The sequence below is a fragment of the Terribacillus aidingensis genome (genome assembly GCF_900215625.1).
Classification (GTDB): Bacteria; Bacillota; Bacilli; order Bacillales; family Amphibacillaceae; genus Terribacillus; species Terribacillus aidingensis.
On record NZ_OBEK01000002.1, the window covers coordinates 155,260 to 179,326 of the forward strand.

Below are 24,067 nucleotides of genomic sequence, written 5' to 3' on the forward strand. Positions count from 1 at the left end.
AACATATTCTCGTGACGATTCAATGGTTTCCCGGTCATATGGCCAAAGCTAGGAGAGAAGTAGAAGAAAAATTAAAGCTGGTGGACTTTGTCATTGAGCTGGTTGATGCGAGAGCGCCAGAAGCATCGCAAAACCCGATGCTCAGAAAAGTACTTGGCAATAAGCCAAAAATGGTTGTACTCATGAAAAAAGACTTAGCAGACAAATCTGTCACAGATGCTTGGATCCGTTATTACGAGGAACAAGGAACGCCGGCACTTGCTGTTAATGCGGATGAAAAAGGTGACGTACAGCGTGTTATTCAGCGGGCGCATGACATGCATGCAGCTAAACGGGAAAGATGGAAACGCAAAGGCTTGCAAAATCCTCCCCCCGGCCGTGCGATGATTATTGGTATACCAAATGTAGGAAAATCGACACTGATCAACCGGCTTGCCAGCAAGAAAATTGCCAAAACAGGCGACAGACCAGGTGTCACTACGCAGCAGCAATGGATCAAAGTAAAGAAGGATTTCGAATTGCTGGATACACCAGGGATTCTATGGCCGAAATTTGAGGATCCGCAAGTAGGTCTTGTGTTAGCTGCAATTGGTACAATCAAAGATCAGATTTTGCCGATGGAAGAAGTGGCAACATTCATCCTTTCTTATTTAAAAGAACATTATCCGGCTCAGCTATCCGAGAGATACGGGATCGATAATCTTGCTGATATTGAAGTGATAGAGATGTTTACGCATATTGGCCGTATCCGCGGTGCTCTTGAAGGCGGCGGTATGATTAACTACGAGAAAACATACGAAATTGTTATTCGCGACCTGCGCAGTAAGCGTATAGCGAATGTTACATTTGAAAAGCCAGCAGCAGAATAATTGGACATACATATTTTTTATGTATGTCTTTATTTTTTGCTTTGCTGACCGATAAACAAAGAAAAGGGAGATAGTTTTATGAAAGACGCACTGACGATTCAGCAAATACGCACTCATTTACATGAAGGCACGTACTCAAATGAGATGCTCACTTCCTGGCAGGAAGACCATCGTACCGGTGTTCAAAAGCTGATAGCGACACATCAACGGAAAGAGGCGAAAGAAAAAGAGCTTCGTGAGTTATACACCGAAATGTGCAGCTTTGAAAATGCTTGTTACGCAGATGGGAAAAAGTATATTGCTGGTATCGACGAAGCGGGCAGAGGACCACTTGCTGGGCCGGTCGTGGCAGCATCCGTTATTTTACCGAGAGAAGTCTACATAGCTGGATTAAATGATTCCAAACAGCTAAGTGAAACAAAAAGAGAAGCATTATATAAGCAAATAATTGCTTCTTGTACAGCTTACGGGGTAGGTATTGTGTCCAGTAAGCGGATCGATGAAATTAATATCTATCAAGCTGCAAAGCAAGCAATGATAGAAGCTGTCGAGGCAATGGAACAACAGCCTGATCATGTGTTGGTCGATGCCATGCCGCTGGATACACTGTCATGTTCCTACGAATCGCTTATTAAAGGAGATCAGCGGAGCGTAAGTATTGCGGCAGCCAGCATTATTGCCAAAGTAACGCGCGACCGGCTTATGAAAGATGCAGATAGAGAATACCCGGGTTATGGTTTTAAAGACAATATGGGCTATGGCACAAAGCAGCATCTTGAAGCTTTGCAATCGCAAGGAGCAACGCCTCTTCATCGGACGACTTTTGGTCCTGTGAAGGAACTTTCCCGCGTCTAGAAGGGAAGCGACAGCATGTACCAACATTCAATTCAAGCGACTGGTAAGCTTATGCAAGCAGCACAGCTGCAAGAAAAAACACTGCGGTCAGGTGAAATTGTCACAGGCAAGATCAATAAGTTTTATCCTGATAACAAAGCGTTGCTGCAAATTGGCGCAAAGCAGGTAATTGCGGAATTACAAACGCAGTTATCAGCTGGAGGTACGTATTGGTTTGAAGTAAAAGAAGGCGGCGAGCGCCCGCTGCTGCAAGTTCTTCCGCCAACAGCGCAAAGGCAAAGCAGTGTTGCAGGTTTAATTGAGCTTACTGGCAATAAGGTAAACAGCACAGCCAGCAGCTTTATAGAAGGCCTGCGAAAACAGCAGATTTCTTTTACAATAGCAGAGTTGAAACAAGCTTTACAGCTTCTTCAGCAGCAGGAGCCGCATCTTATGGAAGTCAGCAAAGATGCACTGCAAGTTATGCTGAAAAGGCAGCTCCCGCTATCAGCAAATGTGCTGCAAGCAATCACAGCGCGTCAAACAATGGATTTGACAGCATCCATACAGCAGCTGGCCCAAGATTCGCCAGCGGATGGAAAGGTGAACCTGCCTCTTCAGAACGTACTTAGTAAATTGGCGCCCGGTAGTGCTACAGGAAATAGCGCACAGCTTGTGCAGCAGATCGTGCAAGAAGTAAAATCAGGAAAACAGGATACGTATCAAGCGATCCGGCCATTCTTTCCTTCCAACCCGCCAACATATAACACGTGGCAAGAGGAGTGGCTGAATTTTGACACAAAGACAATGAGAGCAATGGATACGCAAAGTCTGCAGCAGGTATCCATGAACAGCGTCTCCAAGGACAGCAAGATTCCTTTCCCGGCTGCTTTGCAATCATTTATGGTAGAACTACAGCAAGCTGCGAAGCCGATTGCTGCAGTGCAGTCAAATGCACAAACAGCACTTTCTACAGCGCAGCAGCTGCTTCGTATGTTCCCGGATCAGCCATTAGCACAAAATGTTCAAGCCAGTGTAAGCAAGGCGTTAGATGCGTTCAACATGGTCTCAACAGCTCAGAGTTTACAAGAAATGCTCACAAACAGCAATTCGAAGAATGAGGAGCTATTGGCAAAGACTGCTGATATGCTGCAGCTCCTTCAGCTGGCACAGCGGAATGAACAAAGCAAAGATGGTGCATTTTTTAAGGTGCTGTTGCAAGACGTGATGCGGGTGATGGGTTTTTCCTATGAACACGATGTGGCAGCTGCTGATGTAACAGAGCTGCCTTTAAAAGGATTGCTTCTTCAGCATCATGCAGCAGGTAGCGAAAAAGCAGAGCTATCTTCGCAGCTGCTGCAGCAAATTACGGGCAGTCAGCTGCTTCAAGTTCAAGATGACAAGCAAATGGCTTATATCCAGCTGCAGCTGCCAGGTGCGCCGTTTGGTCTGAATAAGGATATGCTGCTGGACATCGAAAGCAGAAAAGAAGCAGATGGCCAATTATCTGCAGAACATTGCCGCATCATGTTCTATTTGGACATGCCTGTATTAAAAGAGTTGGTAGTCGATATGTTCGTGCAGAAAAAAGCAATTAGTTTGCATATTTATACACAATCAGATGCAACAGAGAGTGTGATGCGCCCGCTGCAGAATAAGCTGAAGGCAGCATTGGAAACTAGCGGCTATCACCTCTCCTCTGTAAAATATTCTTTGTCGGGTAAAGCAAATACAGCTGGGCAGCATGCTGTTGCAAAGCCAAACGTTTCCTTCGAACAGAGAGGAGTCGATTTCCGGATATGACAGACAAGCATCCTGTACGCCAAGCAGCAGCTTTAAAATACGATACAGCGAAGCAGCACGCCCCTGTGCTGACAGCGAGCGGGCGCGGTTTAACTGCTGAAGCTATCATCAAGCGAGCTGAAGATAACGGTGTCCCAATCCAGCAAGACCCTGCATTGGTAGGTCTATTAGGCGAATTAAAGGTGAATGATGCAATTCCAGCAGATTTATACGAAGCTGTGGCCGAAGTCTTCGCATTCATCTATAAAGCGGACAGACAAGCCGGAGAGTAAGCATCCTTTGCAGGATGCTTCTTCCATAAATTCTCTCATGAAAACATTTTCATAAATCTTCTTTGAAACCTGCTCTATCTTCTTCTTATGTGCTTGTGCGTTTTATGTAGATTCTGTAATTTCTATAGTTTTTGGTAGACATTCCTAAAAGAAATCGTTTACAATAGTCTTGCACGGAATCTGACGGGGAGGGTACAGAATGAATATTCATGAGTATCAAGGCAAAGAGGTTTTACGTGAATTTGGTGTGTCTGTTCCTGCTGGTAAAGTGGCGTTCAGTGTCGAAGAAGCTGTAGAAGCAGCTGAAAGCTTAGGCACAAATGTATGCGTTGTCAAAGCGCAAATCCACGCTGGCGGACGCGGTAAAGCAGGCGGTGTTAAAGTAGCGAAAGGCTTGGATGAAGTTCGTACATATGCGGAGGAAATCTTAGGCAAAACGCTGGTGACGCACCAGACAGGCCCTGAGGGGAAAGAAGTTAAACGGCTTCTCATAGAAGAGGGCTGTGATATCCAGAAGGAATATTATATCGGTCTTGTTCTTGACCGCAGCACATCTCGTATTGTTATGATGGCTTCTGAAGAAGGTGGCACAGAGATCGAGGAAGTTGCTGCAAAGACACCGGAGAAGATTTTCCGGGAAACGATTGACCCTGTTGTCGGGTTGACTGGCTACCAAGCTAGAAGACTGGCATTTGCAATCAATATTCCGCCAGAATCCTTAAATAAAGCTGTCGGCTTCATGATGAGTTTGTATCAGGCTTTCGTGGAGAAGGATTGCTCGATTGCCGAGATTAATCCGCTTGTTACGACAGGCGACGGCCAGGTATTGGCACTGGATGCTAAGCTGAACTTTGATGAAAACGCATTATACAAACATAAAGACATCGCTGGACTTCGTGATCTCGATGAAGAAGATGAAAAAGAAATTGAAGCATCAAAATATGATTTGAGTTATATTTCCTTAGATGGGAATATCGGCTGCATGGTAAATGGCGCCGGTCTGGCCATGGCTACGATGGATATTATTAAGCATTATGGCGGAGATCCCGCTAACTTCCTTGATGTTGGGGGCGGTGCTACAACAGAAAAAGTAACTGAGGCGTTTAAAATCATTTTGGCGGATCAGAATGTAAAAGGTATCTTGGTTAATATTTTCGGAGGCATCATGAAGTGTGACGTAATTGCAGAAGGCGTCATTGGTGCATCTCGTCAAGTCGGGCTGGACATTCCGCTTGTTGTTCGTCTGGAAGGTACGAATGTAGAGCAAGGCAAGCAGCTGTTGGAAGAATCCGGTTTGAATATCACATCCGCAGCTTCCATGGCTGATGCGGCTGAAAAAATCGTTGCACTTGTAAACTAACGGGGGAGGTACAAATACATGAGTGTTTTCATTAACAAAGATACAAGAGTACTCGTACAAGGTATTACTGGTTCTACTGCACTATTCCACACAAAGCAGATGATCGAATACGGTACCCGAATCGTTGCGGGTGTTACGCCGAAAAAAGGCGGTACGGAAGTGGAAGGCGTACCGGTTTATAATACAGTGAAAGAGGCTGTACACGAAACTGGAGCGACTGCTTCGGTTATTTATGTACCGGCTCCATTCGCTGCGGATGCTATCTTGGAAGCGGTAGATGCAGAGATAGACTTAGTAATTTGTATCACAGAACATATTCCGGTTATGGATATGGTACGTGTGAAACGTGCAATGGAAGGCAAACATACAAGACTGGTAGGACCGAACTGCCCAGGTGTTATCACACCGGACGAATGTAAAATCGGCATCATGCCAGGTTATATCCATAAAAAAGGCCATATCGGCGTTGTATCCCGTTCCGGCACCCTTACGTATGAGGCAGTGCATCAGCTTACACAAGCAGGTATCGGACAGTCCACAGCTGTCGGTATTGGCGGAGATCCAGTGAACGGCACAGACTTCATTGATGTTTTAAAAGCTTTCAACGAAGACCGTGAAACAGAAGCGGTTATTATGATCGGAGAAATTGGCGGTACGGCAGAAGAAGAAGCCGCTGAATGGATCCGGGATAATATGACAAAGCCGGTAGTCGGTTTTATCGGCGGCGCAACAGCACCTCCAGGAAAACGAATGGGACATGCTGGGGCAATCATTTCCGGCGGAAAAGGCACTGCGGCTGAAAAGATGAAAGTTTTGGAAGCATGCGGAGTGAAGGTCGCCGATACACCTGCTGTTATGGGCGAGACGCTGATTGAAGTTCTGAAAGAAAAAGGACTGTACGAAATCTGTCAGACACATTAAGATGAAAGTGGGCCGAACAGTCGGCCCGCTTTCTTATCTTTTTTAGAGACAGGAGTGAGATATTGGAGAAACGGGAAAGACTGTTATTGTTACATCGTGTGCTGCAAGGACGGCGTAAGCTCATGCGGCATATCCTCGCGTGCGATCCTCAACTGGATAACCTCTTACTTGCATCCTCACAAGAATTGAGGCTGCACTACCACCTCTCTGAGACTTTTGCAGGAAAACTATTCCGCGCACTGCAAGACGCTTTTCATCGGTACGCAATCGAACAAGCTGTGCAAAACTTTCATACCGTAACCTGTTTTGATGCAGATTACCCAGCTGTTCTGCAAGCAATTCCGGATGCACCGCTTGTACTGTACGCTGCTGGCAAACTTGAGTTGCTTGACCAAATGCCTGCTGTCAGTGTTGTCGGCAGCCGGCAGCCGACACATGCTGCACCAGGAAAAATAGCATACTTACTAGAGCCTTTAGCATCGGCTGGATGGACAATTGTTAGCGGTATGGCCAAAGGAATAGACAGCATGGCTCATCATGCTGCGCTGCGCGTACACGGTAGCACAATTGCTGTTCTGGGCAGCGGATTGCATCATATTTACCCGCTTTCTAATAAGAAATTATTTGATACAATGGCAGAATCACAGCTGCTGATTAGTGAGTATTATCCCGATCAGCCCCCGCGTAAGCATCATTTCCCGGAGCGCAATCGAATTATTAGCGCACTAGGTTTTTGCACCGTCGTTGTGGAAGCGAAAAAGCAAAGCGGCTCCATGCATACGGTGATGCATGCACTTGAACAAGGAAGGGAAGTTTTTGCCATTCCAGGTGATCCGCTCAAAGCCCAAACTGCAGGGTGTCATCAAATGATTTCAGAGGGAGCTGGAATTATATTTGAACCGGGACAGCTGCTAGAGGAGTGGGAACAGAATAAGACGAATTGGGCACACTATAATAGTAGAAACTAGCATTTTTCAAACTCTTCTATTACAAAAAATAGCAAGTTATGTTTGACAAACAGAAGATAAGTATTCAATAATAGGGAAGATTTATCAAACAATATACAAAAAAGAGAACAGAAAAGAAAAACCTCTTGGGAGGAAACAATATGGCAGATTATCTTGTAATCGTGGAATCTCCAGCAAAAGCGAAAACAATTGAACGATATCTAGGAAAAAAATATAAAGTAAAAGCATCGATGGGACATATTCGAGATTTACCTAAAAGTCAGATGGGTATCAATGTCGAGGAATCATTTGAGCCTCGCTATATTACCATCCGCGGAAAAGGCCCTGTGCTGAAAGAATTAAAGAGTGCTGCGAAGAAAGTGAAAAAAGTGTATCTCGCAGCCGATCCCGATCGCGAGGGAGAGGCAATTGCCTGGCACCTTGCGCATAGCTTAAATATAGATGAAAATTCAGATTGCCGTGTCGTATTTAACGAAATTACAAAGGATGCTATTAAAGAATCCTTCAAGCATCCGCGCAGCATCAATATGGATTTAGTCGATGCACAGCAAGCACGTCGAATTTTGGACCGGCTTGTTGGTTACAATATCAGCCCTTTGCTTTGGAAAAAAGTGAAGAAGGGATTAAGTGCCGGCCGTGTCCAATCTGTAGCTGTTAAAATGATTATAGACCGCGAAAACGAAATCAAAGCTTTCATTCCTGAGGAATATTGGTCCATTGATGCAGCGTTCCAATCCGGTAAAAACAGCTTTGAAGGAGCATTTTACGGCGTAGACGGCGAGAAGGTCAGCCTTGCATCTGAAGAGGAAGTGCAAGAAATTCTTGGTAAGTTAAGCGGTAATAACTTCCAAGTGGATAAAGTAAACAAACGTGAGCGTAAGCGTAACCCGGCAGCTCCTTTTACAACTTCATCTCTGCAGCAGGAAGCAGCACGTAAGTTGAACTTCCGAGCTCGTAAAACGATGATGGTTGCACAGCAGCTGTATGAAGGTATCGACTTAGGGAAAAAAGAAGGCGGTATTACTGGTTTAATTACGTATATGCGTACCGATTCTACCAGAATCTCGAACACAGCAAAGGAAGAATCAGCCAATTTTATTAAAGAAACGTACGGCGAGGAATTCCTCGGAGCGGGAGCGAAGGCGAAAAAAACAGAAGGCGCACAAGATGCCCATGAAGGTATTCGTCCAACATCTGCTTTCCGCCATCCGGATAGTGTGAAAGCAATCCTTTCTCGAGACCAGTTCAGACTGTATAAGCTTATCTGGGAACGCTTCATTGCAAGCCAAATGTCACAAGCGGTTTTGGATACAATGACTGTGCACTTAACCAATGAAGGTGTCGAGTTCCGTGCAACCGGATCTAAAGTGAAATTTAAAGGATTCATGAAGGTCTATGTGGAAGGAAACGACGACAATAAGGACGAGAAAGATAAAATGCTTCCAAATTTGGAAGAAGGCATGCAAGTGAAAGCGGAAGAAATAACGCCGAATCAGCATTTCACGCAGCCGCCACCGCGTTATACAGAGGCACGCCTCGTACGTACAATGGAAGAGCAGGGAATCGGACGACCGTCTACATTTGCACCTACATTGGATACAATCCAGCGCCGCGGCTATGTGACACTTGATAATAAACGCTTCGTTCCGACAGAACTAGGCGAAATTGTAATTGATATTCTGAAGGAATTCTTCCCGGAGATTATCGATTTGGAATTTACGGTTAAGATGGAGGAAGATCTTGACCATGTAGAAGATGGCAAGACACAGTGGGTTACCATCATCGATGAATTTTATAAAGGCTTTGACACAAGATTGGAAAAGGCCGAGCAGGAAATGGAAAAAATCGAGATTCGCGATGAACCAGCCGGGATTGATTGCGAAGAATGCGGTCATGAAATGGTATATAAAATGGGGCGCTACGGTAAATTCCTCGCTTGTTCCAACTTCCCGGACTGCCGGAATACCAAGCCAATTCTGAAGAAAATCGGTGTAACATGTCCTAAATGTAAAGAGGGCGAAGTAGTAGAGCGCAAGTCGAAGAAAAACCGAGTATTTTATGGTTGTGATCGCTATCCTGACTGTGATTTCCTCAGCTGGGACAAACCGATATCCAGACCTTGTCCAAAATGTTCTTCAATGCTTGTTGAAAAGAAAGCGAAGAAGGGCACACAAATTACATGCTCCAGCTGCGATTATAAAGAAGAAGTGCAGCAGTAGGGCAGGCAGACTCCGGCTTTTGATAAGCCGGAGTTTTTGTTTAAACTGTTAAGAGTTAGTTAAAATAAGAATATATGCAGGAAATAGTTTGACACAGTTTTGCGCGAGGTCTATAATAACGGATTGGAAAGGAATTTTGCTTGACAGTTGAGAGGTACAAGCAAAGCGCCTAGATGCATATAGATAGCGATGGATAGAAATGAACGCCAACGAAGCAGAAGCAATCACAAGCTTTGCTGGTCTGCATGGACTTTAATTCAGAATTTTGCCACAACTTGCTTTTATCGTTTGCTTATGCGCTCGTAGTTATGGTAAGCTTTATACGCTTGAAGTGGGGAGATCAAATTGAAAAAAGCAGAACAGTACGTACAAGCGTTTAAATCGTACTTGCAAGTGGAGAAGCATGCTTCTTCACATACCATTTACTATTATCTGAATGATGTGAATTTTTTCCTTGATTTCCTTCAAACGGAAGCAATTCAGTTTGAACAGGTTGATCCTGGTGTTGTCCGCGTGTTTCTAACGCAATTATATGATCGTAAGCTTTCCAGGCGAACAGTTTCCCGGAAGATATCCAGCTTGCGTGCTTTTTATAAGTTTCTGGAACGCGAGGATGTTGTTTCAGCTAATCCTTTTCTGCGTCTCGTACAGCCGAAAGCACCGGCTTATGTACCAAGCTTTCTGTATGAACAGGAACTTGATAAGCTGTTTGATGCGTCCGACTTGGATTCGCCTTTAGGACAGCGCGACCAAGCTATTTTGGAGTCTCTGTACGGCACAGGAATGCGAGTCAGTGAATGTGCTGGTATGACTTTGGATGATATCGACATGTCCATTGGAACTGTGCTAGTGCGAGGGAAAGGGCGCAAGGAGAGGTATATTCCGTTCGGCAGCTTTATGGAGAAAGCAATCCGGACTTATGTGGAGGATGGCCGCCGCCGTCTGTTAGAGAAATCGCAAGAAAACACCGATAAACTATTTCTGAACAGCAGAGGAAAACCGATAACAGAGCGGGGTATTCGTCTCATTCTGAATAAATTGGTTGAGCAGTCCGCTGTACATATGCACCTGCATCCGCACAAGCTGCGCCACACATTTGCCACGCACATGCTGAATGAAGGTGCTGATTTGCGTGCAGTGCAGGAGTTGCTCGGACATGAGCATTTATCTTCTACACAGATTTATACGCATGTAACGAAAGATCGTTTGCGTACGATATATATGAATAGCCATCCGAGAGCGAATCGGGAATAAAGGAGTTGGACTAGACATGAGTTCGGAATTTCATGCGACCACGATTTTCGCCGTACGCCACAGGGGTACGTGTGCGATGTCAGGAGATGGACAGGTGACGCTTGGCAATCAAGTAGTCATGAAGCATAAAGCGAAGAAAGTCAGACGACTATTCAAAGGACAGGTGCTGGCCGGTTTTGCAGGCTCCGTTGCGGATGCTTTTACGCTGTTTGAGAAGTTTGAAGGCAAACTTGAGGCCTATAATGGCAATCTTGCGCGCGCCGCTGTAGAATTGGCAAAAGAATGGCGAAGCGATCAAGTGCTCCGAAAACTTGAAGCAATGCTCATTGTCATGAATAAAGAGCAGATGTTCCTCGTTTCCGGAACAGGAGAAGTAATTGAACCAGATGACGATATTCTGGCAATTGGCTCCGGCGGTAATTTTGCTCTTAGTGCCGGCCGTGCGCTGAAAAGATATTCCGAAGAAAAGTCTGCTGCTGAAATTGCTCGTGCAGCCTTGGAGATTGCTGGGGAAATTTGTGTATTCACAAATGATCAAATCACGTTGGAAACTCTGGAATAGGAGGCGTTAAGATGGAGACGAATTTGACACCGAAACAAATTGTAGCGCAGCTGGATCGTTATATTATTGGACAGCAGAGTGCCAAGAAATCGGTTGCTGTCGCGCTTAGGAACCGTTATCGCCGTATGATGCTGAGCAGTGACTTACGTGATGAGATAACGCCAAAAAATATTCTGATGATTGGTCCGACAGGTGTAGGGAAAACAGAGATTGCCAGAAGACTTGCGAAGCTTGTTGGTGCGCCATTCGTTAAAGTAGAAGCAACTAAATTTACTGAAGTTGGCTATGTTGGGCGTGATGTGGAATCCATGGTCCGTGATTTAGTTGAAGCTGCTGTCAGAATCGTACGTGAAAACAAGCTTGGATCTGTGACAGAGAAGGCGGAAACGCAAGCGCATAAACGGCTTGTGAAGCTGCTTGTGCCGGAAACTAAGAAGCAGCATAACAACTTTAAAAATCCTCTCGAAATGCTCTTCAATCAGCAGCAGCACGAAGAGCCAGATGAAAAAACTTCCGAAGAAACGGAATCGAAGCGTGAACGCACAAAGCGCATGCTTGAGATGGGTGAATTGGAAGATACAATGGTAACCATTGAAATCGAAGAACAGCAATCATCCATGTTTGATATGCTCCAAGGTTCTGGCATGGAGCAGATGGGGATGAATATGCAGGATGCACTTGGTCAATTTATGCCAAAGAAAAAGAAGAAGCGCAGGCTGCCTGTATCTGAAGCGCGTCCGCTGCTTGTCCAGCAGGAAGCGCAAAAGCTGATTGATATGGACGAAGTCTCACAAGAGGCAGTTCAGTTAGTAGAGCAGTCTGGTATTATCTTTATTGATGAGATTGATAAAGTAGCTGCTAAAGGAGATCAAGGCGCCAATGTATCACGTGAAGGTGTACAGCGTGATATTCTTCCCATCGTCGAAGGGTCGACTGTCACAACAAAATACGGTCCGGTGAAAACCGATCACATCCTGTTCGTTGCAGCAGGTGCCTTTCATATGGCGAAACCTTCCGATCTTATACCAGAACTGCAAGGAAGGTTCCCAATCCGTGTCGAACTGGAAAAGCTATCTGTAGAGGACTTCAAAAAAATTCTCGTTGAGCCATCTAATGCGCTGCTGAAACAATACCAAGCATTATTGGAAACAGAGGGTATAAATGTCGTGTTTACGGACGAAGCTGTTACCAGACTGGCAGAAGTGGCTTTTGAAGTGAACCAGGAAACCGATAATATTGGTGCCCGCCGTCTTCATACGATTTTAGAGAAGCTTCTGGAGGACTTGAGCTTTGAAGCATCAGATATCAGTATGGGTACAATAGAAATTACACCAAGTTACGTAGATGACAAACTGGCGTCCATTGCAAAGAACAAAGATTTAAGCCAGTATATTTTATAAATCACAGGAGGACAACATGAAATTATTAGATAAGGCAAGAGATATAAACTTTATGCTGCAAAAGACAGCAGGAAAGGCTGTTAACTTCAATAATATGTCGGAAACACTTCAGCAAGTTATTGAGAGTAACACTTTCATCGTCAGCCGTCGCGGTAAACTGCTTGGCTTTAGCATTAACCAGGCAATTGAAAATGACCGGATGAAACAAATGCTGGAAGAAAGACAGTTCCCGAAAGAATATACAGATAGTTTATTCCAAATTCAGCAGACAACAGCTAACATTGATATCGAGAGTCCATACACGGCTTTCCCTGTTGAAAATAAAGATCTTTTCCAAGGCGGGTTAACAACAATCGTACCAATCATCGGCGGCGGAGAGCGACTGGGTACTTTGATTCTAAGCCGAATTGCAGAGAACTTCAGTGATGATGATCTTCTGCTGGCAGAATACGGTGCAACAGTAGTAGGTATGGAAATACTTCATCAAAAATCAGCGGAAATTGAAACAGAAGCACGCAGCAAAGCTGTCGTACAAATGGCGATTAGTTCTTTGTCTTATAGTGAATTAGAAGCAATCGAGCATATCTTTGAAGAATTGGATGGAAGTGAAGGCTTGCTTGTAGCGAGTAAAGTTGCCGATCGTGTCGGTATCACACGCTCCGTTATTGTAAACGCACTGCGTAAGCTTGAGAGTGCAGGCGTTATTGAATCTCGTTCATTAGGAATGAAAGGAACTTATATCAAAGTTCTTAACAATAAATTCTTAGTAGAGCTGCAAAAACATACGAGTTAATCAAAAAGAAGCAGGCATTCAGGCCTGCTTCTTTTTTTTGGTATTAAATCTGTGACTCTTATACTAGTAAGTTGTTAGAAAGAGAGAACTTCTAAGAAAACCCTTACATATGATTCGGAGAGATGTATCTTATTCTAGTAAAATATATTCACATAGCTAGAAAAATAAAGGGAATTAAACAGGATGGAGGAAATGTTTAGTAGATTAATATCAGATATGAAAAAAAGTTAATACCTTAAAACCTGCGAAATCTGTAAGTAGATGTAACTTTAATGGGTATATAGGATTAGTATGCTTAGACCATTTTATAAAATATAAGAAAATTATCACAGAACATATAGACACACGTACCTCCTTTCAATACAATTATCCTGTACATTAGAGCTAATTCGACAGTATACATAGCACTCTAGGAGGGACGACAATGGACCTATATGGAGGGACGATACAAAAATTGGATCGTTCATTGGATTATGCCAATTTGAAAAATCAAACCATTGCCAATAATATAGCGAACGCCGATACACCCGGGTTTAAGGCAGAAACAGTTTCCTTTAAGGACACCTTGGAGCAGACAATGAATTCTGCTTTTACAGCCAAGCGTACCAATATAAAACACCTCGCTTTTGGCAGTTCTGAAAATTCATCAGCTTTTCAGGTAACCAAAAAGGAAGACACTTCCTATACAAACAGTGGCAACAATGTAGATATAGATAAGGAAATGTCGGAATTAGCCGATAACCAGCTATATTATCAAGCGCTCGCTGATCGGATAAGCGGAAAATTCAACAGCTTATCCAAAGTTATTAAGGGAGGCAATTAATCGTGACAATTTTTTCATCTATGAATATAAGTGCGAGTGCACTTACATCGCAGCGACTGCGAATGGATGTTGTGTCGTCTAATATCGCAAATGCAGAGACAACCCGGGCAACGATTGATGAAGATGGAAATTATGTCCCATATCGAAGGAAGATGGTATCACTGGAGTCACGCGATTCTAATCGCTTTTCTTCTTTTCTGGAACGCGCACAAGGCGGGAAGCAAGCCTCAAGCGGTGTTAAAGTATCAGAGATTACAGAAGATGAGACACCCTTCCAAATGGTATACAACCCCACTTCACCAGATGCAAACGAAGAAGGGTATGTCGCAATGCCCAATGTCGATCCACTAAAAGAAATGACAGATTTGATTAGTGCTACTCGCTCCTATGAAGCGAACGTAACAGCTATGAATGCGACAAAAGGTATGCTTCAAAAAGCATTGGAAATCGGGAAATAAAGGAGGATAAAACATGGCAGTTGAAGGAATTAGCGGATTAAGTGGGTTGAATGGCATATCTTCAGTCAAACAAGCTACACCGGGAGAAGCACAAGCAAGTTTCACCGAGAGTTTAAAGGCGGCAATTGAAAGTTTAAACGAAACCCAGCAAGCATCGGATAAAATGACAGAAGCAATGGCAGCTGGAGAGGTCACTAATTTGCATGATGTTATGATTGCGTCTCAAAAAGCAAGTGTAGCGATGGATGCAGCTGTTCAAGTGCAAAGGAAAGCAATCGACGCTTATACGGAAATGATGCGCATGTCTATGTAACAGAAACATTTGTTTTATCAGACATGCTGTTGTTATGAATTTGACCTAGCTTTGGGGGAACAAAATGAATCAGCAAATTGCTAAATACAAAGAAAAAATGGCTGGTTTCTGGCAAACAAGACCAGCTTGGCAAAAAGCTTTACTAATAGGTACCCCAATTCTTCTTATTCTAATCATCGGTATCACATCTTTTTTTGCAACTAAGGAAACGATGGTGCCGCTGTACAAAGACCTGTCCGCACAAGAAGCGGGGCAGATTAAGAAAGAATTGGACGCTAAAGGTGTTAGCTATGAATTAGAAGGAAATGGAACAACTATCCTTGTGCCGGATGCAGGAGCAGAAGGATTGCTTGTCGATTTGGCTGCTGAAGGACTGCCTAAGACGGGAAGCATTGATTACTCCTTCTTTAGTAACAATGCATCTTGGGGCATGACAGATAATGAATTTGATGTTATCAAGCTGGATGCCCTTCAAACAGAACTGGCAGCATTATTGACGAATATAGACGGTATTAAAAGTGCTGAAGTGATGATTAATAAGCCAACTGATCCCGTATTTGTCACCGATGAGCAGGAAGAAGCTTCAGCTTCCATCGTGCTGAACACAGAAACAGGATACGATTTTCAGCCTAATCAAGTGGAAGCAATGTATCGCCTGGTTTCAAAAACAATACCTAATCTTCCTGAAGATAATATTGTTATTACCAATCAAGACTTTGAATACATCAACATGGACACAGCACAATCCGGCGGAGATGCTTACACGAATCAAATGGGCATCAAGCAGGAAATAGAGCAAGGACTTCAGCAGCGTGTGCAGCAAATGCTCGCAGCTATGGTCGGTGCTGAAAATGTACGGGTATCCGTCACAACTGCTATAAACTTCGATCAGGAAACACGGACAGAAGAATTGGTTGAACCAGTTGATGAAGAAAACAATGAAGGTCTGCCAGTAAGTGTAGAAACCATCACAGAAACATACGAAGGTGAGCCTGGAGAAGAAGCGGGCGTAGCTGGAACTGGAGAAGAAGAGGTTCCAAACGTCGCTGCTGAGGAAGAGACCACTGGTGATGGCGCTTATAACAATGTAAAAGAATCCGTGAACTATGAGTTTAATAAGATTAAGAAAGAAATTACAGAGAGCCCATACAGCATCCAAGACATCGGTATTCAGGTTGCGGTAGACAGCAATAAAAACACAGCCGCAGAAAATGGGGAAATGCAGCAGCTGAGTGCTCAAGAGCAGACTGAAGTAGAAGAAAGTATTACATCGATTCTAAATTCAATTGTATCCACATCAGTTGATGCAGAAGCTGCACAGGCGATCAATCCGGAAAACAGTATTTCTGTTGTGTTCCAGCCATTTGCAAAGAGTACGAGTACACAAGCTGATGACGCATTGAAAGCAGGAATTCCAATTTGGGCTTATATCGCTGGCGGTATTTTATTAGTGGCTGTAGTGGTACTTGTCTTTATGCTGATTCGTTCGAGAAGAGATCGAGCGGAAGAAAGTGAAATGGATGACATGCCGGAGATTGTACCTCCGACGATTAATGTGGAAGAAATTGACGATGCACCGGATACAGAAGCAACAATGAAGCAGAAACAATTGGAAAAATTAGCACAAGAGTCACCAGAAGATTTTGCGAAATTATTGCGAAGCTGGATGGCTGAAGATTAAAGGAGCAATGAAGGAATGGCAGCTGTGAAAGGACGTTTAACAGGAAAACAAAAAGCGGCGGTCTTGATGATCTCTCTTGGCGCTGATACGGCAGCGAACGTATATAAGCATTTAACAGAAGAAGAAATTGAGCGTATGTCGTTGGAGATTTCTTCTGTTAAGAAAGTAGATAGTGCAGAAAAGGAGTCCATTATTGACCAATTCCACCAAATTGCCATTGCTCAGGATTATATATCGCAAGGCGGGATTAGCTATGCGAAGTCCGTATTAGAAAAGGCACTTGGAGCAGATGAGGCAGCTGCTATCATGAACAGGCTTACTTCCACTTTGCAAGTCAGACCATTTGATTTTGCGCGAAAGGCGGACCCGACCCAAATACTTAATTTTATTCAAAACGAGCACCCGCAAACCATTGCGTTGGTACTATCTTATCTCGATGCGGAACAATCTGGTCAAATTCTGTCTGAATTACCGCAAGATATGCAGGCTGATGTGGCAAAGCGTATTGCTACGATGAGCAGTACATCACCTGAAATTATTAGTCATGTTGAACAGATACTAGAAAAAAATCTTTCCGCAACGGCAACACAGGATTATACACAAACTGGAGGCATTCAAGCAGTTGTCGAAGTGCTGAATGGAGTAGACCGGAGTACGGAACGGACCATTCTGGAAGAGTTGGAAGTCCAGGATCCTGATTTGGCTGAGGAGATCAAGAAACGAATGTTCATCTTCGAAGATATTGTTACGCTTGATAACCGTGCTATTCAGCGTGTAATACGTGAAGTAGAGAATGATGACTTGAAGCTATCTCTAAAAGTGGCAAGCGACGAAGTGAAGGATATCGTATTCCAAAATATGTCTGACAGAATGGCGCAGACATTTAAAGAAGAAATGGAATTCATGGGACCTGTCCGCTTGAAAGATGTGGAAGAAGCACAAAGTCGAATTGTTTCTGTAATTCGACGACTGGAGGAAGTAGGCGAGATAGTTATATCCCGTGGCGGAGGAGATGACATCATTGTCTAATATCTGGCAATCAGTTGCAGTGAAAGAGTCAAAAGTAATTGGATTGAAACCGATTCGAACTGCTTTTGAAATGATGGATGAGACAAACCATAATGCTGATTTGCAGGCAAAAAAAGAGCTGCAGAATCAACACCTTCGAGAAGTAAAAGCAGAAGCGGAACAGATGTTAGCTGCAGCCAAAGCAGAAATTGAAAAGCAAAAAAAACAATGGGAAATGGATCGGCAGGAATTAGTGGAACAAGCACAGCTTGAAGGGTATCAAAAAGGCTTTACTGCCGGACAGCAGGAAGGTCTTCAGTCATACCAGGCAAAGCTTGTAGAAGCGCAGCAGCTTGCAGTTTTAGCACAGCAGGACTATGAAGCAACAGTAGAAGCTAGCGAGGACGCTGTTCTCGCCTTAGGACTGAAACTGGCGGAAAAGATTTTGCATGCAGAATTGACGGCTGATAAAGAACGTTATGTACAGCTTGTAAAAGGGGCTATAGCCGACTGGAAAGAGCGAAGCAACGTACGCATCTTTGTTCACCCAGAATGTTATGAACTTGTCTTACAGCAGAAAGAAGAGCTGGCAGTCTTGGCAGGGAAGGATTTTGACATCTCGATAATGCCGCAGCACGATATGCAGGCAGGAGGATGTGTGCTGGAAACCAAGCATGGCCGAATTGATGCAAGCATTGATTCCCAGCTGACCGTTCTGCGAGAGAAGCTGTTCGAAATTAGACGCGAGGGAAATGCCTGATGGTGCAGCGTTACTTTGATGAAATTGACAAAATGGATACGTATAAAAGATATGGCAGGATTCATCGGGTTGTCGGCTTGCTGATTGAGTCACATGGACCAGTTACAAGTGTTGGAGAGGTATGTTACATCCATCCTTCTTCGAATTCAGGAGAAAGATTTTTGGCGGAAGTCGTCGGATTTGATGATGAAAAAGTATTGCTCATGCCTTTTGCGCCATTAAAGGATGTAGGTCCAGGCTGTTTAGTAGAAGCCACTGCTCAGCCGTTGTCAGTCAAGATTGGACATGGCTTAATTGGAAGTATCATTGATCCGTTAGGCCAACCGTTAGATGGAAGTATGCTTCCAAAGGGATTAAAGTCATTTACGACAGACAGAAATCCGCCTAACCCGATGACAAGGCCGCGAATCCTGCAGCCGTTGGAAACGGGCGTAAGAGTTATTGACAGCATGCTGACAGTCGGTCAAGGACAGCGAGTAGGTATCTTTGCCGGAAGCGGTGTTGGGAAAAGTACATTACTCGGTATGATTGCCCGCAAATCGAGTGCAGATGTGAATGTCATTGCTCTAATCGGTGAGCGCGGGAGAGAAGTTCGTGAATTTATTGAAAAGGACTTGGGCGAAGAAGGTATTAAAAAGTCAATTATCGTTGTCGCCACTTCCGATCAGCCGGCGCTCATGCGGATAAAAGGAGCATATACAGCTACGGCTATTTGTGAATATTTCCGTGATCAAGGGATGCATGTCAATTTGATGATGGACTCGGTAACACGAGTGGCAATGGCACAGCGGGAAATCGGACTTGCCTCAGGCGAGCCGCCAACAACGAAAGGCTATACACCTTCTGTTTTCGCAGCTCTGCCAAAACTTCTCGAGCGTACCGGTACGAATGATACGGGAGCCATCACCGGTTTTTACACCGTGCTTGTAGATGGGGACGATATGAACGAACCGATAGCAGATACTGTACGAGGAATTTTGGATGGACACTTTGTGCTGGATCGTAAATTAGCAGAACAAGGGCAGTTTCCTGCTGTAAATGTTCTGAAGTCGATCAGCCGTGTGATGCCGCAAATAACAGACAAAGATGATTATCAGCTGGCACAGCGGCTGCGAACAATGCTTGCTTTATTCGAGGAAAACCGGGAGCTGATCCAAATCGGTGCATACCGAAAAGGAACTAGTCCAGAAATCGATGAAGCAATCTTGTATCAAAAACCGATTCTTGAATTTCTCAAGCAAGGAATGCATGAATTTACCAGCCGCAGCGACGCGATGGAAGCGATGCGGCAGCTGCTCGGAAAGGGATGACTTGATGGCCGATACGAGGGTATTTGAAAAGATATTGCGCATGAAAGACCGGGAACGCAAAGCGGCGCAGCAAGCATTTACTGAAAAGCAAGAACAGTTTGAAATAGCCGCAACCAATTTATATGAATTGCTGAAGAAAAAAGAAGATGCAGAAGCACTTCTTACCAATGGCTTGGCGGCATCACTTCCAATACAGCGATTATCAGAGCATCATGCCTTTCTGGAAACAGTCAACCGGCAAATCGACCGGGCCCAGATCGCGGTGCAATTTGCCCGCACCGCAATGTTAGAGAAGCAGGAACTGCTCTCTGAGGCATATATAGAAGTAAAGAAAATCGATAAGCTAATAGAGAAAAAACGACAAGAAGCTTGGCGTAAACTGCACGAAGAAGAAAACAAGCAGATGGACGATCTATCAATCCGGCAATTCTTAGCAAATGGAGCACGATAGCATGGCAAAACAAAAAGCAGAACAACAAAAGAAAAAAGGAAAAGGCAAAGGATTCTTACTTTATTTTCTCTTGCCGGTTGTACTGGCGGCAGCACTTGTCGTCGCAATACTCGAATTTTCGGGCGTATCTGTTACAAAAGCAGCTGCTGGGATCCCGGTGATTGGAGATCTTGTCAGTGAAGAGACTGCAACACCAGCTACTAGTTCAGCAGATGTGGATAAGTTGAAGGAACAGCTGGAAGAGAAGCAAGCGACCATTGATATGATGAAAGAAACCGAAGATGCGAAAAACACCGAAATTGATGATCTAAATCAACAAATCCTCAAACTGAAGAATCAAATAAACGGCGCTGAATCAGCCAGTAATACAACAGCACAAACAACTGACAGTAATAGTGAAGCTGCTGAGGGAAAAGAGACGTCTCCTTATAAAGAAGCTGCAACTTCCTTTAATAAAATGGAAGACAGCAAGGCTGCAGAAATCATCAGCAAGCTGGACAGTGAAAAAGCGTTGGGTGTTCTTCAACAGCTATCTGGTAAGAAGCGAGGAACAATTCTAGCTGCAATGGATCCAGAAGCAGCTGCATCTTATACAAGCGCCATGGTAGAAGAGGCAGAGAAGGAGGGACAAGCGGTTGAATAATGTAATTACACCGCTGCTGCCAGGAACTGGGGTTGTGAAAGGTCAACAGAATCAATCTTCTTCCGGAGATAGCCTGTTTCAAAATCTGTTTCAGCAAGTTAGTACAGATAAACAAACCGAGTTTGCAGTAAATAAAGATTCCGGGAGCAGTCAAGTTCTAGATGTACAAGATAAGCAGGATATACAGGTTATTTTAGAAGCATTCTTTGATAAACTCCCAGACAATGAATCTATGCAGCTAAAAGGCCAGCCTGAAAATGCTTGGGAATTAATGGAGCAAGTGCTAGGGGCCGATAAGCTTACTGCCTATCTGCCCGATCAAATAAAAGTTAAAGCAGAGACAATTCTTAAAGAGATAAAGGCAGATCAGAACGAATTATCAGCTGAAGGGCTTTTAGAAGAACTTCAAGGGTTGCAATCTTATCTTATAAACACTGATAGTAATCACTCCGTGTCGAAAAACGGAATGCAAGAAAAAGCAGCTTCTTCACACGTATTCTTGAGTGAATTCATAGGCGATCGACAAGCCAATACTGCAGCAGTCAGCTTGCAAAAGACTTCTACCGGACAAGCAGCTCCAGTTAAGGAAACAGAATCGAATACAGCCTTGCTAAAATTACGAGGTCTAATTCCAAATTCTGAATCAAATGGAACACAGGAGCTTGGAAAAAAAAATGCGCCGACAGATCAATTAATAGTAAAACAGTTACCTAGTAACGCTTCCGCATCTTTGCAGCAATCAGTCGGTAAGCAGACAGTCACGGAAACAGCAAAAGTAATCCAAAGTATAGTTGAGTCTTCTAATACAGCCGGAAAATCACTGCTAAGCAATGTTGCAAAGCAGCAGCAAGAGGAAATCACCCCATTAGATTCGAAGCAAGTGAGTAATTTCCAGATGTCTAAACAGGAACAGCTTGTCTTCCATTTAAAACAAGCTGATCAAGTGCCGCACCAAGCAGGTAAGGAGCTAGTAGAAAAACTAGAGCAAGCAGTGAAATTCAGCGGCATATTATCAGACAGAAATGGCATGAAGGAACTGTCTATACAACTGCGTCCGGGCAATTTAGGGGATTTACAAGTTAAGTTAATTCGCGAAAATGGTGAGATTACAGTTCAGATAATTGCTGCTTCTAAACAAGCTAGGGATATGCTGGACTCTAATATATCCAGCCTTAAGCATATGTTTTCGCCTCATCAAGTGAGTATTTTGGAAAGAGTTGACCAGCCGCAGGAGTCTCCTGCAGAGAGAAACGCTGACCAAAGTTTTCGAGATAATGCTGATGAGGAAAGAAAAGACAAGCAGCAAGAACAGCAAGATAACCGTGCGCGAGAGAATACTGATTTCGCGTTCGCAGATATATTATCTGAACAGAAGGAGATAAGGATATGATGACAACAAGGGCTATAGACTCTAACTACTATCTGGACTCACAAAAAACTCGCACACCAAGTGCTACACTTGATAAGGATGATTTTCTCCAAATTCTAATGGTTCAATTACAGAACCAGGACCCGACAAGTCCTATGGATGATTCGAAGTTTGTGGATCAAATGACCACTTTTACTAACTTAGAACAGGTGATGAATATTTCAGAAGCTGTTCAAACAATTGCTGGTAAGCAAACAAGCATGTCTCCGGTACTCCAATACAGTCATATGATTGATAAACAAGTAACTTATAACGAATATGACGAGAAAACAGATGAAGTTACTGACACTATTACAAGCAAAGTGAAAGCCGTTACCCAAAAGGATGGATATGCGGTTCTTGAGCTGGCTAATGGAAAGTCCATCTATGCAGATGCGGTAACGAAGGTTAGCAACGAATAAAACAATAACGAAAAGGATGATGATGAATGTTACGCTCACTATACTCTGGTATTTCTGGTATGAAAGGTTTTCAAACTAACCTTGATGTTGTTGGAAACAACATTGCAAACGTTAATACCTCAGGTTATAAGAAAAGCAGAATCACTTTTCAGGACATGATGAATCAGCAAATTAAATCTTCAAATGATCCAACAGCTGCAACAGGTGGTACAAATGCCAGTCAAGTAGGATTAGGATCGAAGATAGGATCTATTGATAATGTACATACCCAAGGGAATCGTCAAAACACAGACAGAACACTAGACCTCGCACTTGAGGGAGACGGGATGTTTATTGTTGCTGAGTCACCAACAGGTAATACAGACTTGAATTCTGCTGCTATTGGATTCACAAGAGCTGGTAACTTCTATCTGGATGGAGAAAACAGACTTGTAAACAGCAGCGGTTTATTCTTGTTAGATACAGCTGGTGATGCTATCACAGTTCCTGAAGGAGCGACGAATCTAAGCATTAATTCTCAAGGATTAGTTTCTTACAATACAGAGGATGGCGGACTTGAAGAAGCAGGTACAATCGGCTTGGCCAAATTCTCCAATCCAGATGGTTTGATAAAGAACGGTAACAGCACGTATCGAAACACACCAAACGCAGGTCTGTTGGGTGAAGGCATATCCGTTCCAGGAGAAAATGGAACAGCAACAGTAGTATCCGGCGCTTTAGAAATGTCCAATGTTGACTTATCTGAAGAATTTACAAACATGATTATTGCGCAGCGTGGATTCCAGGCAAATACAAGAATCATTACAACTTCTGACCAAATTTTGGAAGAGCTTGTTAACTTGAAGCGTTAAGAAGGAGGTGAAGGGGGTTTTCCAGACTCCCTTTCATAACATGATTCTGTTAACTAGACTGAATGGAGAGACATTTACCTTAAATGCATTGTTCATTGAGCAGATACAGTCGTTTCCTGATACGACAATTACACTGACTTCCAGTAAGAAAATTATCGTACGGGAACCTGAGATAGAGGTTGCGAGAAAAATACGCGAATTCTACCAGACGATTGGCCTGGTCGGTGTAAAGGAGAAGCAGGAGAAAAATGAACGCTAAACTAATTATTATCATTTTATCAGTCGTAATCATTTTAGGAGCAGGTGGCTATGCAGCTTGGAGTTTTTTCACAAGCCCTACTTCGGAGGCGGAAACAAAGGAACCATCCGCAACGGAGCTTGCTGAACATTCTGTGACCACAGATGAAATTACTACAAATTTGAAAGATGGCAGCATTGTCCGTCTGCAGTTCCAACTTATAACAGACGGCGAGAAAGCTAAAGAAGAAGTGACTGCGAGACAGTTCCAGCTGAAAAATGTCGTTATCAAGGAACTGACAAAGATGAATAAAGAAGATATTGAAACAGGCTTAACGGAGTTGGAAGATAGTCTGAAGAAAAAACTGAATGAAGAAATGCAAGAAGGCAAGATCGATGATGTGTATACGATCAACAAGGTACTACAATAAACCAGTGAAAAGAAGG

26 protein-coding genes are annotated in these 24,067 nt (G+C 43.7%); all 26 read left to right on the forward strand.

Features of this window, described 5'->3' with window-relative positions; translation table 11 throughout:
- The first annotated feature begins 11 nt into the window (after positions 1–11).
- The 26 genes from ylqF (at position 12) to fliL (ending at position 24,051) form a co-directional block, all read left to right on the forward strand.
- Entirely contained in the window at positions 12–869 is an 858-nt protein-coding gene (ylqF, locus tag CRO17_RS06170) for a ribosome biogenesis GTPase YlqF (protein WP_097040392.1), read from the forward strand.
- 78 nt (positions 870–947) lie between these two features.
- Positions 948–1,724 (forward strand): ribonuclease HII, encoded by a 777-nt coding sequence (locus CRO17_RS06175; RefSeq protein WP_097040394.1) that lies wholly within the window; start codon positions 948–950, stop codon positions 1,722–1,724.
- 15 nt (positions 1,725–1,739) lie between these two features.
- On the forward strand, positions 1,740–3,506 hold the full coding sequence (locus tag CRO17_RS06180) for a hypothetical protein (RefSeq protein WP_097040396.1): 1,767 nt from the start codon (positions 1,740–1,742) through the stop codon (positions 3,504–3,506).
- Complete coding sequence (locus tag CRO17_RS06185) at positions 3,503–3,778, forward strand: EscU/YscU/HrcU family type III secretion system export apparatus switch protein (protein WP_097040397.1); 276 nt, start codon at positions 3,503–3,505, stop codon at positions 3,776–3,778. Before CRO17_RS06180 ends, CRO17_RS06185 begins: the two co-directional genes overlap by 4 nt.
- A 199-nt stretch (positions 3,779–3,977) precedes the next feature.
- A complete protein-coding gene (sucC, locus tag CRO17_RS06190) occupies positions 3,978–5,138 on the forward strand; it encodes an ADP-forming succinate--CoA ligase subunit beta (RefSeq protein ID WP_097040398.1) in 1,161 nt (386 codons plus the stop codon).
- Positions 5,139–5,156: 18 nt separating this feature from the next.
- Positions 5,157–6,059: a succinate--CoA ligase subunit alpha gene (gene sucD / locus CRO17_RS06195; RefSeq protein WP_097040400.1), complete on the forward strand. Its 903-nt coding sequence runs from the start codon at positions 5,157–5,159 to the stop codon at positions 6,057–6,059.
- A gap of 62 nt (positions 6,060–6,121) precedes the next feature.
- Positions 6,122–7,027 carry a DNA-processing protein DprA gene (gene dprA / locus CRO17_RS06200; RefSeq protein WP_097040403.1) on the forward strand — a complete coding sequence of 302 codons (906 nt, stop codon included), beginning with the start codon at positions 6,122–6,124 and terminating at the stop codon, positions 7,025–7,027.
- Between the two features lie 140 nt (positions 7,028–7,167).
- Positions 7,168–9,246 carry a type I DNA topoisomerase gene (gene topA, locus CRO17_RS06205; protein WP_097040405.1) on the forward strand — a complete coding sequence of 693 codons (2,079 nt, stop codon included), beginning with the start codon at positions 7,168–7,170 and terminating at the stop codon, positions 9,244–9,246.
- 345 nt (positions 9,247–9,591) lie between these two features.
- Positions 9,592–10,500 carry a tyrosine recombinase XerC gene (xerC, locus tag CRO17_RS06210; RefSeq protein WP_097040407.1) on the forward strand — a complete coding sequence of 303 codons (909 nt, stop codon included), beginning with the start codon at positions 9,592–9,594 and terminating at the stop codon, positions 10,498–10,500.
- A gap of 16 nt (positions 10,501–10,516) precedes the next feature.
- A complete protein-coding gene (gene hslV, locus CRO17_RS06215) occupies positions 10,517–11,062 on the forward strand; it encodes an ATP-dependent protease subunit HslV (RefSeq protein ID WP_097040410.1) in 546 nt (181 codons plus the stop codon).
- An 11-nt stretch (positions 11,063–11,073) separates the two neighbouring features.
- Positions 11,074–12,462, forward strand: coding sequence for an ATP-dependent protease ATPase subunit HslU (hslU, locus tag CRO17_RS06220; RefSeq protein WP_097040412.1), 1,389 nt, complete (start codon positions 11,074–11,076; stop codon positions 12,460–12,462).
- A 16-nt stretch (positions 12,463–12,478) separates the two neighbouring features.
- Complete coding sequence (gene codY, locus CRO17_RS06225) at positions 12,479–13,255, forward strand: GTP-sensing pleiotropic transcriptional regulator CodY (protein WP_097040414.1); 777 nt, start codon at positions 12,479–12,481, stop codon at positions 13,253–13,255.
- Between the two features lie 424 nt (positions 13,256–13,679).
- Positions 13,680–14,078, forward strand: a complete 399-nt coding sequence (gene flgB, locus CRO17_RS06230) for a flagellar basal body rod protein FlgB (RefSeq protein ID WP_097040416.1) — start codon at positions 13,680–13,682, stop codon at positions 14,076–14,078.
- Between the two features lie 2 nt (positions 14,079–14,080).
- The gene (flgC, locus tag CRO17_RS06235) at positions 14,081–14,536 is read left to right on the forward strand and encodes a flagellar basal body rod protein FlgC (protein WP_097040417.1); all 456 of its coding nucleotides are present in this window, start codon (positions 14,081–14,083) and stop codon (positions 14,534–14,536) included.
- A 13-nt stretch (positions 14,537–14,549) separates the two neighbouring features.
- The gene (fliE, locus tag CRO17_RS06240; protein WP_097040419.1) at positions 14,550–14,849 is read left to right on the forward strand and encodes a flagellar hook-basal body complex protein FliE; all 300 of its coding nucleotides are present in this window, start codon (positions 14,550–14,552) and stop codon (positions 14,847–14,849) included.
- Between the two features lie 64 nt (positions 14,850–14,913).
- Entirely contained in the window at positions 14,914–16,530 is a 1,617-nt protein-coding gene (fliF, locus tag CRO17_RS06245) for a flagellar basal-body MS-ring/collar protein FliF (RefSeq protein WP_097040421.1), read from the forward strand.
- 15 nt (positions 16,531–16,545) lie between these two features.
- Complete coding sequence (fliG, locus tag CRO17_RS06250; protein WP_097040423.1) at positions 16,546–17,559, forward strand: flagellar motor switch protein FliG; 1,014 nt, start codon at positions 16,546–16,548, stop codon at positions 17,557–17,559.
- Positions 17,552–18,298 carry a flagellar assembly protein FliH gene (gene fliH / locus CRO17_RS06255; protein ID WP_179636878.1) on the forward strand — a complete coding sequence of 249 codons (747 nt, stop codon included), beginning with the start codon at positions 17,552–17,554 and terminating at the stop codon, positions 18,296–18,298. Before fliG ends, fliH begins: the two co-directional genes overlap by 8 nt.
- Positions 18,298–19,608, forward strand: coding sequence for a flagellar protein export ATPase FliI (fliI, locus tag CRO17_RS06260; RefSeq protein ID WP_097040427.1), 1,311 nt, complete (start codon positions 18,298–18,300; stop codon positions 19,606–19,608). The genes fliH and fliI overlap by 1 nt, the downstream gene beginning before the upstream one ends.
- Before the next feature lie 4 nt (positions 19,609–19,612).
- Entirely contained in the window at positions 19,613–20,059 is a 447-nt protein-coding gene (fliJ, locus tag CRO17_RS06265) for a flagellar export protein FliJ (RefSeq protein ID WP_179636880.1), read from the forward strand.
- 1 nt (position 20,060) lies between these two features.
- Positions 20,061–20,702 (forward strand): MotE family protein, encoded by a 642-nt coding sequence (locus CRO17_RS06270; protein ID WP_179636882.1) that lies wholly within the window; start codon positions 20,061–20,063, stop codon positions 20,700–20,702.
- Complete coding sequence (locus CRO17_RS06275; protein WP_097040433.1) at positions 20,695–22,092, forward strand: flagellar hook-length control protein FliK; 1,398 nt, start codon at positions 20,695–20,697, stop codon at positions 22,090–22,092. Before CRO17_RS06270 ends, CRO17_RS06275 begins: the two co-directional genes overlap by 8 nt.
- Positions 22,089–22,532 (forward strand): flagellar hook capping FlgD N-terminal domain-containing protein, encoded by a 444-nt coding sequence (locus tag CRO17_RS06280; protein WP_245864678.1) that lies wholly within the window; start codon positions 22,089–22,091, stop codon positions 22,530–22,532. The genes CRO17_RS06275 and CRO17_RS06280 overlap by 4 nt, the downstream gene beginning before the upstream one ends.
- Before the next feature lie 26 nt (positions 22,533–22,558).
- On the forward strand, positions 22,559–23,383 hold the full coding sequence (flgG, locus tag CRO17_RS06285; RefSeq protein WP_097040436.1) for a flagellar basal body rod protein FlgG: 825 nt from the start codon (positions 22,559–22,561) through the stop codon (positions 23,381–23,383).
- Positions 23,384–23,423: 40 nt separating this feature from the next.
- Positions 23,424–23,642, forward strand: coding sequence for a flagellar FlbD family protein (locus CRO17_RS06290; RefSeq protein WP_097040438.1), 219 nt, complete (start codon positions 23,424–23,426; stop codon positions 23,640–23,642).
- A complete protein-coding gene (gene fliL, locus CRO17_RS06295) occupies positions 23,632–24,051 on the forward strand; it encodes a flagellar basal body-associated protein FliL (RefSeq protein ID WP_097040440.1) in 420 nt (139 codons plus the stop codon). The genes CRO17_RS06290 and fliL overlap by 11 nt, the downstream gene beginning before the upstream one ends.
- The last annotated feature ends 16 nt before the right edge of the window (positions 24,052–24,067 follow it).

What these genes read in the sequence shown, in the direction of transcription:
- CRO17_RS06280 (WP_245864678.1), top strand. Translation starts at nt 22,089, where the DNA reads ATGATGACAACAAGGGCTATAGACTCTAACTACTATCTGGACTCACAA.
- fliL (WP_097040440.1), top strand. Translation starts at nt 23,632, where the DNA reads ATGAACGCTAAACTAATTATTATCATTTTATCAGTCGTAATCATTTTA.
- sucD (WP_097040400.1), top strand. Translation starts at nt 5,157, where the DNA reads ATGAGTGTTTTCATTAACAAAGATACAAGAGTACTCGTACAAGGTATT.
- CRO17_RS06185 (WP_097040397.1), top strand. Translation starts at nt 3,503, where the DNA reads ATGACAGACAAGCATCCTGTACGCCAAGCAGCAGCTTTAAAATACGAT.
- CRO17_RS06290 (WP_097040438.1), top strand. Translation starts at nt 23,424, where the DNA reads ATGATTCTGTTAACTAGACTGAATGGAGAGACATTTACCTTAAATGCA.
- topA (WP_097040405.1), top strand. Translation starts at nt 7,168, where the DNA reads ATGGCAGATTATCTTGTAATCGTGGAATCTCCAGCAAAAGCGAAAACA.
- flgG (WP_097040436.1), top strand. Translation starts at nt 22,559, where the DNA reads ATGTTACGCTCACTATACTCTGGTATTTCTGGTATGAAAGGTTTTCAA.
- fliI (WP_097040427.1), top strand. Translation starts at nt 18,298, where the DNA reads ATGGTGCAGCGTTACTTTGATGAAATTGACAAAATGGATACGTATAAA.
- CRO17_RS06175 (WP_097040394.1), top strand. Translation starts at nt 948, where the DNA reads ATGAAAGACGCACTGACGATTCAGCAAATACGCACTCATTTACATGAA.
- hslU (WP_097040412.1), top strand. Translation starts at nt 11,074, where the DNA reads ATGGAGACGAATTTGACACCGAAACAAATTGTAGCGCAGCTGGATCGT.
- fliF (WP_097040421.1), top strand. Translation starts at nt 14,914, where the DNA reads ATGAATCAGCAAATTGCTAAATACAAAGAAAAAATGGCTGGTTTCTGG.
- CRO17_RS06270 (WP_179636882.1), top strand. Translation starts at nt 20,061, where the DNA reads ATGGCAAAACAAAAAGCAGAACAACAAAAGAAAAAAGGAAAAGGCAAA.
- fliJ (WP_179636880.1), top strand. Translation starts at nt 19,613, where the DNA reads ATGGCCGATACGAGGGTATTTGAAAAGATATTGCGCATGAAAGACCGG.
- flgB (WP_097040416.1), top strand. Translation starts at nt 13,680, where the DNA reads ATGGACCTATATGGAGGGACGATACAAAAATTGGATCGTTCATTGGAT.
- fliG (WP_097040423.1), top strand. Translation starts at nt 16,546, where the DNA reads ATGGCAGCTGTGAAAGGACGTTTAACAGGAAAACAAAAAGCGGCGGTC.
- hslV (WP_097040410.1), top strand. Translation starts at nt 10,517, where the DNA reads ATGAGTTCGGAATTTCATGCGACCACGATTTTCGCCGTACGCCACAGG.
- sucC (WP_097040398.1), top strand. Translation starts at nt 3,978, where the DNA reads ATGAATATTCATGAGTATCAAGGCAAAGAGGTTTTACGTGAATTTGGT.
- CRO17_RS06180 (WP_097040396.1), top strand. Translation starts at nt 1,740, where the DNA reads ATGTACCAACATTCAATTCAAGCGACTGGTAAGCTTATGCAAGCAGCA.
- codY (WP_097040414.1), top strand. Translation starts at nt 12,479, where the DNA reads ATGAAATTATTAGATAAGGCAAGAGATATAAACTTTATGCTGCAAAAG.
- fliE (WP_097040419.1), top strand. Translation starts at nt 14,550, where the DNA reads ATGGCAGTTGAAGGAATTAGCGGATTAAGTGGGTTGAATGGCATATCT.